Here is a 12,841-nt window from a genome sequence, read left to right on the forward strand (position 1 = left end):
ACGCTTCAGGATGAGCCCCTCGGGCGGTGCCCCTCACGACCCGTGGTTCCGGATCGGAACGCTGGACGTCAACACCACGGTGCTGTGGACGATCCTGAGCGGTGTCGCGATGCTCTACGGCGCGATCACGCTGCGCACGTCGCTCTCGGATGCCCTGACGCTCGACCCGGACGCGATCCTGCACGGCGAGATCTGGCGCGTCGTGACCTGGCCGTTCTCCTACCCCGGTGGGGTGGGCCTGTGGCCGCTGCTGACGATCGTCTTCTTCTGGTACTTCGGCCGCGACCTCGAGGAGCACCTCCTCGGTCGAGCCCGGATGATGCAGCTCCTGTTGAGCGTCACGGTGATCTTCGCCGTCGTCGCCGTCATGATCGAGGCACTGGTCGGTGACGTCGGCCCGACGGTGGGCGATGCGACGCTGCGGACCGTCGAGTTCGTGGTGTTGCTCGCCTGGGTTGCCGAGTGGCCGCACCGGCAGTTCATGTTCAACATCCCGGCGTGGGTCGTCGGCCTGGTCTTCTTCGCCCTCCAGCTCATCGACTATCTGCAGCACGCGTTCTGGTGGATGGCCCTCTACCTCGTGGTCGGTCTGCTGCTGTCGGCCATCGCGGCGCGGTCGATCGGCATGCTCAGCGAGCACCACATCGTCCCGAAGATCCACCTCCCGCACCGCCAGAAGCGGCGCGGTGCAGCGCGCCACGAGCACGGTCCGCGCGCCCGGCGCGCGCACCGGCACCCCTCCGAGGGCCCGACGGTCGTCACCGGTCCGTGGCAGGGCAGCGGTGCCCCGGTCGAGAGCCCGGACGAGGCGCGGATGAACGCCCTGCTCGAGAAGATCCACGCCAGTGGTCAGGCCTCGCTGACCTCCGCGGAGCAGAAGGAACTGCTCGCGCTGCGCGACCGCCTCCGCGGCCGCGGCTGAGCGTCGTACTCCTCCCACCGCACGAAAGCAGCTGACATGGGCTCGATCGTCTTTGCCGTACTCCTCCTGGTCGCCGCGCTGGTGGCCCTCGTCGTCCTCGGCCGGATCCCCGGGACGGTCGGTTTGGTCCGCTCGGCCGTGGTCGCGGGACTCGTCCTGCTCGCGGCTGTGGTCGTCGCCGCCTCGTGCGTCACGACCGTGGGCACCAAGGACATTGGCGTCGTGACGGTCTTCGGCCGTCCCACCGGTCGCGACCTGCCCAACGGCATCCACCTGAAGGCTCCGTGGCAGTCGGTGACCGAGATGGACGGGGCGATCCAGCCCGACGAGTTCACCGGCAAGGACTGCATCCAGGTCCGCATCGGCGACTCCTCCACCGCCTGCGCGAGCATGACGATCCGCTGGCGCATCGTGCCGAGCGAGGCGGCGAGCCTCTATCAGAACTACCGGTCCAACAACGTCAACGAGACGATCAAGTCGTCGCTCGTGGTGACCCAGCTGAAGGCGTCGGTCAACGAGGTCCTCGGGGCGTTCAACCCGCTGGCGAACGTCAACCAGGCGGCCAACGCGGGGCACGACAACACCCGGATCTCCGCTGCGCCGGATCTTGACGCCTTCTCGGCGCAGATCGTCACCTCGATGAACAAGCGGCTGGCCTCGATGAACCGCGGCAAGCCGCAGATCGAGATCCTGTCGGTGACGCTGTCGTTCCTCCAGCTCGCCGACTCGACGCAGGCGAAGATCAACGCCTTCCAGGCCGAGGTGGGCAACACCCGGATCGCGGAGCAGCAGGAGAAGACCGCGGCAGCACAGGCAGCTGCCAACCGGGCCCTGTCGGCGTCGGTCTCGCACGATCCGAACGTCCTCGTCTCGCGGTGCCTCGACACCTTCGAGGAGATGGTCAAGGAGCAGCAGCCGGTCCCGGCCGGCTTCTCCTGCTGGCCGGGTGGCGGCAGCGCGCTCGTCGTACCGCAGGCAGGTCGCTGAGCGCAGGGACCGGGGCCCGGCCCCAGTCGATCCGGCGTCACATTGACGCGCCGCGCGGCGCGGTGCGACCCTTGAAGACGGCCCCGACGCATGGGTCGAGGCCTTCCACTCCAGACCGGAGGAACTTCATGGCCAAGGCGCTTCTCGGCTACATGAGCAGCGACCTGCGTGACCCCTCGCGTGCGGACCGCCTCGCGGCGGAGGTACGCCGTCTGCGCGACCGCGTGGGCGACCTCGAGGCCCTCGTGCTCGTCTTCAGGAGGACAACGACCGCCTCGCCGCAGATCGGGCCACCTGGGCCCGGCTCGAGGAGATGCAGCCCGCCTGACGGCTGTCACGGACGGGTGCCCCTGTCACCGCTGATCTCGGGGTTCCCGGCTACTCTCACGTGCTCGTGAGCCTCTTCGTCGACCGTGTCGTCCCCGCCCGTCTGGGCCCGGACGTCCGACGACTCGTCGCGGCGACCTGGCTGGTCCAGTTCGCGGACGGGATGGCGCTGGTCGCCGGCCCCCTCGCGGTGGCCTCGCTGACGGCATCGCCGTTCCTCGTGGGGCTCGCCGTCGCCCTCCACCGGCTTCCCGTCCTGCTCGCCGGCCCGTACGCCGCGTTCCTGGCCGATCTGGTCAACCGCAGGCTGCTGGTGGTCGCTGCGGACGGTGTGCGCGCCGGCGTTCTCGCGGTCATCGCCACGCTGTACGCGCTCGGTGCTGCTCCCGTGGCGCTGGTCCTCGTCGCGATGCTGGTCCTCGGTGTTGCCGAGACCGTCGCCGACGCGGCGCGTGGTCCGGTGCTGCCGATGCTGGCCGCTGATCCCGAGGCGCTGGACAGCATCGGTGGACGTCTCGACGGCGGCTTCGTCCTCGGCACACAGCTGCTCGGACCGGCGCTCGGCGCACTGCTGTTCGCGGTCGGTGGCGCCGTGCCGTTCCTGGCGCAGGCGCTCCTGCTGGCCGGAGGTGTGGCGCTCTTCTCCCGCATCCGGGTGGCCGGGCCGTCGCGCGGACCGGCCCCGGCTCCGGAGCACCACCCCGTCCGCACCGGCCTGCGGCGGATCGCGGTCGACCCGCCGCTCTCCGGTCTGGTGCTCGCCGGGCTCGCCGCCCAGGCGGCCTGGGCGGGGGGCTGGGCGTTGCTGGTGGTCTATGCGACGCGGCTGCTCGGCCTGGGGCCGACGGGGTTCGGGCTTCTCGTCGCCGTTGCCGCAGCCGGAGGAATGGCCGGCGTCGCGCTGCGACCGCTCGTGGAGTGGCTGCCGCGTCGACTCGCGGCCGTCACACCGGCGCGGATCGTGCTCGCCGGCCTGGCCCTCGAAGCCACGGGACACCTCGCCCTCTCGCGGCTGCACGATCCGTGGATCGCAGCGGGCACGGTCGCCGCCCTGGCCGCGGTGGGCTTCGTGGCCGGCGACGTCGCGCGTGAGCTGCGGCGTACGCGGACGGCGGGGGACGGCACCGCGGACTCCGTCGCGGCCGCGACGGCGACCCTCGGACTGGCCGCGACGGTGGCCGGATGTCTTGCCGGGGGCGCGCTCGCCGCGATCGGCGGCATCGCTGCGGCGTACGTCGGGGGAGCGGCGCTGCTGGGGCTCGCCCTGATCCTCCTCTTCCGCCGCGTTGTCGCGTTGTAACCTGACCCGACCTGCCCCGCCGCCAGGAGCGTCCGTGTACCTCAAGAGTCTGACCCTGAAGGGCTTCAAGTCCTTCGCGTCGTCGACGACCCTCCAGCTCGAGCCGGGCATCACCTGCATCGTGGGGCCCAACGGCTCCGGCAAGTCCAACGTCGTCGACGCGCTCGCCTGGGTCATGGGCGAGGCCTCCGCCAAGAGCCTGCGCGGCGGCAAGATGGACGACGTCATCTTCGCCGGCACCTCCGGTCGCCCGCCGCTGGGCCGCGCCGAGGTGGCGCTGACCATCGACAACTCCGACGGCGCCCTGCCGATCGAGTACGCCGAGGTCACGATCACCCGCACGATGTTCCGCAACGGCGGCTCGGAGTACGCGATCAACGGCCAGACCTGCCGTCTGCTCGACGTCCAGGAGCTGCTGAGCGACTCGGGCATCGGTCGCGAGATGCACGTCATCGTCGGGCAGGGCCAGCTCGACCAGATCCTCCACGCGACCCCCGAGGACCGCCGCGGCTTCATCGAGGAGGCCGCCGGCGTCCTCAAGCACCGCAAGCGCAAGGAGAAGGCGCTCCGCAAGCTCGACGCGACCGAGGGCAACCTGACCCGCCTCAACGACCTTCTCGTCGAGATCCGCCGTCAGCTCAAGCCGCTCGGCCGCCAGGCAGAGGTCGCGCGCCGGGCAGCCACGGTGCAGGCCGACGTCCGTGACGCACGGGCCCGCCTGCTCGCCGACGACCTCGTGACCGCACGCACCGCCCTCGAGCAGGAGATGGCCGACGAGTCTCTGCTGGTCCAGCGCCGTGCCGAGATCGAGACGGCGATCGCCGAGGCCCGCGAGGCCGAGGCAGCCCTCGAGGCCGCGCTCCGCGACGACCTCCCCGCCCTGAGCAGGGCCCAGGAGACGCTCTTCGCCCTCTCCGGCCTCCGCGAGCGGATCCGCGGCACCGCGTCGCTCGCCGCCGAGCGCGTCCGCAACGCCGCTGGCCAGGCCGACGTCGCGACCAGCAGTGGCCGCGACCCCGAGCAGCTTGAGGCAGACGCCGAGCGTGCGAAGGCGCAGGAGCAGGCGATCGCGGCCGAGGTCGACACCCTGCGGGTCGGGCTCGACGACACGATCGCCGCGCGCAAGAAGGCCGAGGACGCCGCCTCCGAGGAGGAACGCCGGATCGCCGCGCTGCAGCGGGCAGCCGCCGACCGCCGCGAGGGACTGGCCCGGCTCGTCGGTCAGGTCAACGCGCTCAAGTCGCGCGCTGCCGCTGCCGCCGACGAGGTCGGCCGCCTGACCCTGGCCCGCGAGGATGCGCTGGCGCGCGCCGAGCGGTCCCAGCGTGACTTCACCGCACTCGAGACCAAGGTCGCCGGCCTCGACGCCGGCGAGGAGGGCCTCGACGCAGAGCACGAGGAAGCGGTCGAGGCGCTCGACGTCCTCGAGCAACAGCTCCTCGACCTGCGCGACCAGGCGGCCGCCGCTGATCGTGACCGCTCGTCGCTGACCGCTCGTCGCGAGGCGCTCGAGCTCGGCCTCAACCGCAAGGACGGCGCCGGCGCCCTGCTCGCGGCGACCGACCAGGTCTCCGGCCTGCTGGGCTCGGTGGCCGCGCTGCTGACCGTGAAGAGTGGCTTCGAGACCGCGGTAGCTGCCGCCCTCGGATCTGCTGCTGACGCACTGGCGGTCACCGACCCCGATGCGGCAGCGCGCGCGCTCAACCACCTGCGCGACGAGGACCTCGGCCGGGCCGGTTTCCTCGTGGGCGGCGCCGCCGCGCCGACGGCGCAGGGCGCGCTGCCCGGTGCCGCCGAGGCCTGGGCGTACGACGTCGTCGACTGCCCGAAGGAGCTCAAGCCGAGCCTCGCCCGCCTGCTCGCAGGCGTTGCCGTGGTCGCCGACCTCGAGTCCGCCCGACAGGTCGTCAAGGCCGACCCGACCGTGACCGCGGTGACCCGCGATGGCGACGTCCTCGGTGCGCACTTCGCGGCCGGCGGCTCCAGCGCGGGCCAGAGCCTGATCGAGATCCAGGCGGCCGTCGACGAGGCCGCGACCCAGCTCTCCGAGGCCACGGCCCGCGCCGAGCGCCTCGTCTTCGAGACCTCGAAGGTCGAGGCGCAGCGCCTCGACGCGCAGAAGCGCGTGGACGTCGCCCTCGCGCAGCTCCACGAGTCCGACGCGACCCTTGCCGCTGTGGCCGAGGAGCTCGGCCAGTACGGCTCGCAGGTCCGCGCCGCCAAGGGCGAGGCAGACCGCGTCACCGAGGCGATCGCCAAGGCCGAGGAGGCGCGCGACCGCGACGTCGCGGGCCTCGCTGACCTCGAGGCCCGCCTCGCCGGCGCCGAGGAGGCGCCCGACGAGGAGCCCGACACCGCCGAGCGCGAGCGCCTGATCGAGGCCGCCCGCACCGCCCGTCAGGCCGAGACCGACGCGCGGCTCGCGCTGCGCACGTCCGAGGAGCGCTCGCGCGCGCTCCACGGCCGCTCCGACGCGCTGCTCCGCCAGGCCCGTCAGGAGCGCGAGCAGCGCGCCCGCGCCGCCGAACGCCGCGAGCGGCTGCTCCGCGAGGGCCGTGCCGCCGAGGCGGTGCAGGTCGGCGTACGCGTGGTGCTGGACAGCCTGGAGCAGTCGATCGAGCGAGCCTCCGTCGTACGCACGGAGGTGGAGCAGGCCCGCACGACGCGCGAGCACGAGCTGCTGGCCGTACGCGGGAGCCTGCGTGACCTCGGTCGGCAGCACGACGAGCTGGTCAACTCCGTCCACCGCGACGAGATGGCCCGCGCCCAGCAGCGGATGCGCATCGAGCAGCTCGAGGAGCGCGCGATCGACGAGCTCGGCGTCGCTGTGGAGGCGCTGCTCGAGGAGTACGGCCCGCACACGCTGATCCCGTTCACCGGCGAGCTCGAGGAGGGCCAGGAGGCGCCCGAGCCGGCGGCGTTCGTCCGGGAGGAGCAGCAGAAGCGGCTCAAGACCGCCGAGCGCGCCCTCGCGATGCTCGGCCGGGTCAACCCGCTCGCGCTCGAGGAGTTCACGGCCATGGAGGAGCGCCACAAGTTCCTCACCGAGCAGCTCGAAGACCTCCGCAAGACCCGCAAGGACCTCCTGGACATCGTCAAGGAGGTCGACAACCGCGTCGAGCAGGTCTTCGCCGAGGCCTGGGAGGACGTCCGGGTCGCGTTCGACCACGTCTTCGCGCGGCTGTTCCCGGGTGGTGAGGGGCGGCTTGTCCTCACCGACCCCGACAACATGCTGACCACAGGCATCGAGGTCGAGGCCCGGCCGGCCGGCAAGAAGGTGAAGCGGCTCTCGCTGCTCTCCGGTGGTGAGCGCTCGCTCGTCGCGGTCGCGTTCCTCGTCTCGCTCTTCAAGGCCCGTCCGTCGCCGTTCTACATCCTCGACGAGGTGGAGGCGGCCCTCGACGACACGAACCTCGGCCGACTGCTGGAGATCTACGAGGAGCTGCGCGCCCACTCCCAGCTCCTCGTCATCACGCACCAGAAGCGGACCATGGAGGTCGGCGACGCCCTCTACGGCGTGACGATGCGCGGCGACGGCGTCTCTGCGGTGATCAGCCAGCGACTGCGCGATTCCGAGCCGGCGTGAGCGGACGCACCACCCGCGGGTTCCGTCCCGAGATCCAGGCGCTGCGCGCCCTGGCCGTCGGCTCGGTCCTGCTCTACCACCTGTGGCCGGGCACGGTCCGGGGCGGCTTCGTCGGCGTCGACGTCTTCTTCGTCATCTCCGGGTACCTGATCACCGGGCACCTCCTGCGCGATGCCGCCGCGTCGGGCACGGTCCGCCTCAGCCACTTCTGGGTACGCCGCGCCCGACGGCTGCTGCCCGCCTCGCTCCTCGTCCTCGCAGCGGTCGCCGTGGCGACGTTGCTCGTGGTGCCGTTGTCGCAGCGGGCGGCGTTCCTGCACGAGGTGCTCGCGTCGACCTTCTACGTCGAGAACTGGTCGCTCGCGGCAGCCTCCGTCGACTACCTCGCCGCGGACAACGCGGCGACGCCGGTGCAGCACTACTGGAGCCTGGGTGTCGAGGAGCAGTTCTACGTCGTCGTACCGCTGCTGGTGCTGCTCCTGGCCCGGATCTGCCGGGCCCGCCGTGCCGTCGTCCTGACGGTCCTCGGCGTCCTCGCGGCGGTGAGCCTCGCCTGGTGCGTGCGCCAGACCGGTGACCTGCCCGGTGTTGCCTACTTCTCCACCCTGACCCGCGCGTGGGAGCTGCTCGCCGGCGGACTGCTGGCGGCGGCAGCCGTCGTCGCGCCGCGCTGGATCCGGCAGGTCCTCGGCTGGGCCGGTCTCGCGGCTGTCCTCGCGGCGGTCGTGACCTACACGGGCAGCACCGTCTTCCCCGGTGTGGCCGCGCTGCTCCCCGTCCTCGGGGCGGTGGCGCTGATCGCTGCCGCCGACGCCGGACCGCTGGCGTTCGTCGCGCGGCTGCGCCCCGTGACCTGGGTCGGTGACGTCTCCTACGCGATCTACCTGTGGCACTGGCCGCTCGTCGTGCTCGTCCCGGCGGCAACGGGGGAGGCGCTCGGTCGCCTCGACCGGCTCGGGATCCTCGTCACGACCCTCGTTCTCGCCTGGATCTCGACCCGCTTCGTGGAGGAGCCGCTCCGGCAGCTGCCCCGCACGCTGGAGGGACGTCGTCCGGTGCTGGCCGTTGTCGGCGTCACCGTCGTCGCCACGGCGCTCGTCGGCTCACTCGCGGCTGCCGGTGCGGCCCAGTCCCGCAACGCGGTGGACCGGCTGCGCGACCAGGCCGCCCGCATCGTCGCCTCCGGCGACTACCGCTGCCTCGGCGCCGAGGTCGTCGGCCACCCCGAGTGCCCCGACCGCGGCGACCTGCTCGTGCCCGCGCCGGCCGCAGCGTCCGAGGACGACGGCATCGACTACGCGTGCTGGCTCGGCACGGACGGCACGCAGGTCAAGGTCTGCTCCTACGGGCCGACCACCGGCGCCCGCAAGCAGGTCCTGGCGATCGGCGACTCCCACAGCAGCTCGCTGACGCCCGCGTACCAGGAGCTCGCGGAGAAGCGTCACTGGCACGTCGACGTGATCGGTCGCGCGGCGTGCTCGTGGAGCACCGGCCAGCAGGCGCATCCCGCACGCGTGCTGCGCGAGACCTGCGCGACCTGGAAGCAGAACGTCGCCGACTACCTGGCCGGCCACGCGGCGTACGACCTGATCGTGACGACGTCGCGGCAGGCCGGTCGTCCCGCGCGGCGCGTCGGCGACGAGACCTACCGCGAGGCCACCGTCCGGACCCTGCGTGAGGCATGGGAGTCGCAGATCGCGCGCGGCACCGAGGTCGTCGCGATCCGCGACATGCCCCAGGCACGCGACGACGTCCTCACCTGCGTCGAGCGCGCCGGCGGCGGCGCCGGCGACGCCTGCCGTACGCCGCCCTCCCGGGCGTTCGAGGGCTACGACGCGTTGTCCGCCGCCGTGGCCGCGACGCCGGGCAGCGCGCTCGTGGACCTGCGCGACCTGCTCTGCGACCCGCGTGGATGCACGCCCGTGCTCGGCAACGTCGTGGTCTACCACGACGACCAGCACGTGACCGCGACCTTCGCCCGCACGCTCGCAACGACGCTCGGCGAGCGGATCGACGCGGCGCTGGCCCGTCTGGGCCGTGATTCGCGCCACGGTTGACGGCGTTCTGAGCGGGGAGCACGGGGGAGTGGCCCTCGCGCGACCCTGAGCGGTCACGTCTGCGTGGCACCATGGCGGCTCGCCCGGACGAATGAGAACTCGGAGATTCACATGTCGGTCCTGCTCGTCTTCTTCACGCTGGTGCTCTGCGCGGTGCCCGCAGCCCTCGTGCTCGTCTACGTCGCCTACCCGCAGCGTGGCGAGGAGCTGCCCGGACGCTTCCAGTGGCTCGGCCGCATCCTCGTGCAGGGCCGGGAGCGTCTTCCTGTCCTCACCGAGGAGCACGGCGACCGGGTTGTCGCCGCGCGTCGCTGACGCACTGACACGCTGCCGGTCGGTCTCGGGCCGTCTGGTTGGATATCCGCCATGGACGTCACTGCCCTGCTCACGCTCATCATCGGCATCGCGGTCCTCGGACTGCTGCTCGTCGTCGGCCTCGTCGGCACGACGCTCGGGCGCCGCAAGGCGCGCGGCGGCACGGACGTCATCGCCTCGCCGGCCGCCCCGGCAGGGGAGACAGCGACTCCCGAAGCGCCGGTCGTCCCGGCCGAGCCGCAGCTCGACAAGCCGGAGGGCACGGCCAGCCGCCTCGTCCGCCTGCGTCAGCGCCTCGCCGGGTCGCAGTCCGGCCTCGGCCGCGGCCTGCTCGCGCTCCTGTCGCGCGACCGCCTGGACGAGGACACCTGGGAGGACATCGAGGACCTGCTCCTCACCGCTGACATCGGCGTCGCGCCGACCCAGCAGCTCGTGGAGCGCCTCCGCACCCGGCTCCGCGTCGAGGGTGGCGAGGCTGCCCCCGTCCGCGCCGTGCTCCGCGAGGAGCTCATCAACCTCGTCGACCCGTCGATGGACCGACGCCTGAGCATCACCGGAGCCGACGGCAAGCCGGGCGTCGTCCTCGTGGTCGGCGTCAACGGCGCCGGCAAGACCACCACGGTCGGCAAGATCTCGCGCATCCTCGTGGCCCAGGAGAAGTCCGTCGTCCTCGGTGCGGCCGACACCTTCCGCGCCGCTGCCGTCGACCAGCTCGCCACCTGGGGTGAGCGCGTCGGCGTCCCCGTCATCCGCGGTGCTGAGAACGGCGACCCCGCGTCGGTCGCCTTCGAGGCAGCCAAGGCCGCGGTCGACGGCGGTTACGACGTCGTCCTGGTCGACACCGCCGGCCGCCTGCAGAACAAGGCCGGCCTCATGGACGAGCTCGGCAAGGTCAAGCGGGTCATCGAGAAGCAGGCCCCCGTCACCGAGGTGCTGCTCGTCCTCGACGCCACCACCGGCCAGAACGGCATGATCCAGGCGCGGGTCTTCTCCGAGGTCGTCGACGTCACCGGCATCGTCCTGACCAAGCTCGACGGCTCCGCGAAGGGCGGCATCGTCGTGGCGGTGCAGAAGGAGCTCGGCGTTCCGGTCAAGCTCGTGGGCCTCGGCGAGGGCCCGGACGACCTCGCGCCGTTCGAGCCGGAAGCGTTCGTCGACGCCCTCCTGGGCTGAGCTTCGGCACGGCTCCGCACGGGTCGTGCCCGAGGTGTAACACCCGCGTAACCGCGGAGGCAGTGCCGCGAAACGACCGGCCCGCAGCATGTCTGTCATGAAGCTCGTGACCGCAGTCATCAAGCCGCACAAGTGGGAAGACGTCCGCGAGGCTCTGGAGACCTTCGGCGTGACCGGCATGACGGTCAGCGAGGTCAGTGGCTACGGCCGCCAGAAGGGCCACACGGAGGTCTACCGCGGCGCGGAGTACGACATCGCGCTCGTGCCCAAGATCCGCATCGAGATCGTCGTGGACGACGACGACGCGGACGACATCGTCGGCCTGGTCGTCAAGACCGCGCAGACCGGTCGGATCGGTGACGGCAAGGTCTGGGTCAGCCCGATCGGCACCGTCGTGCGCGTGCGCACCGGTGACCGCGACGAGGCGGCGCTCTGATCCGCCGCTGACCCGGGGGCTCCACTCGAGCCCGCCGACACCCGTGAGACGTCCTGTGAGGATGTAACACGGGCGTAACCTGCGCCGTGAGGTTCGTGATCTGCGCGTAACGCGTCCTTGTGATCGTGTCCGCCATGATCCACGCCTCGACTGTCGCGACCCCGGACACCGGCGACACCGCCTGGCTCCTCACCTCGGCCGCCCTTGTGCTGCTGATGGTCCCCGGCCTGGCCCTCTTCTACGGCGGCATGGTCCGCGTGAAGTCCGTCCTCAACATGATGATGATGGTCTTCGGCGCGCTGGCCGTCGTCATGGTCGTCTGGCTGCTGCTCGGCTACTCGCTCGCCTTCGGTCACGACCTCGGCCACGGACTGATCGGCGACCCGACGCAGTACGCCGGCTTCAGCTCCCTCGTCGACGCGCAGGACGGCGCGGCGTACGAGGAGATGGTGTTCGCTGCGTTCCAGGGCCTCTTCGCCGCCATCACCGTCGGCCTGATCGCCGGCGCGATCGCGGACCGGGCCCGCTTCGGCACCTGGATGGTCTTCTCCGGGCTCTGGACGCTGCTGGTCTACGCGCCGGTCGCGCACTGGATCTTCTACCTCGGCGACTCCTCGCACGCCGGCGGATGGCTCGTCGACAAGGTCGGCGCCCTCGACTTCGCCGGTGGCACCGCGGTCGAGATCAACTCCGGTGCCGCGGGCTTCGCGGCAGCGATCGTGCTCGGCAAGCGCATCGGCTTCGGCAAGGACCCGATGAAGCCGCACAACCTGACGCTGACCATGATCGGCGCGGGCCTGCTCTGGTTCGGCTGGTTCGGCTTCAACGCCGGCTCGGCGCTCGCGGCCAACCACACCGCAGCGATCGTCTTCGTCAACACCCTCATGGCCGGTTGCGCGGGCCTCCTCGCCTGGTCGCTCGTCGAGCGGGTGCGTGACGGGCACGCCACGTCGTTCGGTGCGGCGTCGGGTGTGGTCGCCGGTCTGGTCGCGATCACGCCGTCCTGCGGCTCGGTCTCGCCGATCGGTGCGACGCTCGTCGGCACGGTGGCGGGCGCGGTCTGCGCCGTCGCGGTCGGCTGGAAGCACCACTTCGGCTACGACGACTCCCTCGACGTGGTCGGTGTCCACCTCGTCGGTGGTCTGGTCGGCATGACCCTCATCGGTCTCCTCGCGAACGCCGACGTGGTCGGCGTCGACGGCCTCTTCTACGGCGGCGGTCTCGACCAGCTGTGGCGCCAGGTGGTCGCCGCGCTCGTCACCTTCGCGTTCTCCGGCCTGATGACCGCTGCGCTGGTCCGGATCCTCGACACGACGATGGGCTTCCGGGTCCACGCGGACGACGAGTCGCTCGGCGTCGACCTCGTCATCCACGCCGAGGCGGCGTACGACCTGCACCCGACCGGCGGGGCCCGGCCCCATCTGGGCCCTGGTAGTGGCACGCTTCACTTCTGAGCCCTGACGACTCACCTCGCACGAGAGAAGGACATCCATGAAGCTGGTCACCGCCGTCATCAAGCCCCACAAGTGGGAGGACGTGCGTGCGGCTCTCGAGACGATCGGCATCACGGGCATGACCGTGTCCGAGGTCAGCGGCTACGGCCGCCAGAAGGGCCACACCGAGGTCTACCGCGGCGCCGAGTACGACATCACGCTCGTCCCCAAGATCCGCATCGAGATCCTGGTCGACGAGGACGACGTCGAGCCCGTCATCGACACGGTCGTCAAGGCCGCGCAGA

The 12,841-nt window shown here is 71.7% G+C and carries 11 protein-coding genes; all 11 read left to right on the forward strand.

Annotated elements, in window-relative coordinates; all coding sequences use genetic code 11:
• The first annotated feature begins 10 nt into the window (after positions 1-10).
• Positions 11-922 (forward strand): rhomboid family protein, encoded by a 912-nt coding sequence (locus EPD65_RS13805; RefSeq protein WP_131585123.1) that lies wholly within the window; start codon positions 11-13, stop codon positions 920-922.
• A gap of 36 nt (positions 923-958) precedes the next feature.
• On the forward strand, positions 959-1,909 hold the full coding sequence (locus tag EPD65_RS13810; RefSeq protein ID WP_131585125.1) for an SPFH domain-containing protein: 951 nt from the start codon (positions 959-961) through the stop codon (positions 1,907-1,909).
• A gap of 128 nt (positions 1,910-2,037) precedes the next feature.
• Entirely contained in the window at positions 2,038-2,307 is a 270-nt protein-coding gene (locus tag EPD65_RS13815; protein WP_243640603.1) for a hypothetical protein, read from the forward strand.
• Positions 2,304-3,536 carry an MFS transporter gene (locus EPD65_RS13820; protein WP_131585127.1) on the forward strand — a complete coding sequence of 411 codons (1,233 nt, stop codon included), beginning with the start codon at positions 2,304-2,306 and terminating at the stop codon, positions 3,534-3,536. The genes EPD65_RS13815 and EPD65_RS13820 overlap by 4 nt, the downstream gene beginning before the upstream one ends.
• Before the next feature lie 34 nt (positions 3,537-3,570).
• Positions 3,571-7,122: a chromosome segregation protein SMC gene (gene smc, locus EPD65_RS13825; protein WP_131585129.1), complete on the forward strand. Its 3,552-nt coding sequence runs from the start codon at positions 3,571-3,573 to the stop codon at positions 7,120-7,122.
• Positions 7,119-9,179, forward strand: coding sequence for an acyltransferase family protein (locus EPD65_RS13830; protein ID WP_131585131.1), 2,061 nt, complete (start codon positions 7,119-7,121; stop codon positions 9,177-9,179). Before smc ends, EPD65_RS13830 begins: the two co-directional genes overlap by 4 nt.
• Before the next feature lie 111 nt (positions 9,180-9,290).
• Complete coding sequence (locus EPD65_RS13835) at positions 9,291-9,494, forward strand: hypothetical protein (protein WP_131585133.1); 204 nt, start codon at positions 9,291-9,293, stop codon at positions 9,492-9,494.
• Between the two features lie 51 nt (positions 9,495-9,545).
• A complete protein-coding gene (ftsY, locus tag EPD65_RS13840; RefSeq protein ID WP_131585135.1) occupies positions 9,546-10,667 on the forward strand; it encodes a signal recognition particle-docking protein FtsY in 1,122 nt (373 codons plus the stop codon).
• A 97-nt stretch (positions 10,668-10,764) separates the two neighbouring features.
• A complete protein-coding gene (locus tag EPD65_RS13845; RefSeq protein WP_107700170.1) occupies positions 10,765-11,103 on the forward strand; it encodes a P-II family nitrogen regulator in 339 nt (112 codons plus the stop codon).
• Between the two features lie 134 nt (positions 11,104-11,237).
• On the forward strand, positions 11,238-12,557 hold the full coding sequence (locus EPD65_RS13850) for an ammonium transporter (protein ID WP_131585137.1): 1,320 nt from the start codon (positions 11,238-11,240) through the stop codon (positions 12,555-12,557).
• A 37-nt stretch (positions 12,558-12,594) separates the two neighbouring features.
• Positions 12,595-12,841 (forward strand): P-II family nitrogen regulator (locus tag EPD65_RS13855; protein WP_131585139.1); only part of this gene is annotated, 247 nt, incomplete at its 3' end.

Origin of the sequence: Nocardioides jejuensis, from assembly GCF_004337475.1 — a bacterium.
Lineage (GTDB): Bacteria > Actinomycetota > Actinomycetes > Propionibacteriales > Nocardioidaceae > Nocardioides > Nocardioides jejuensis.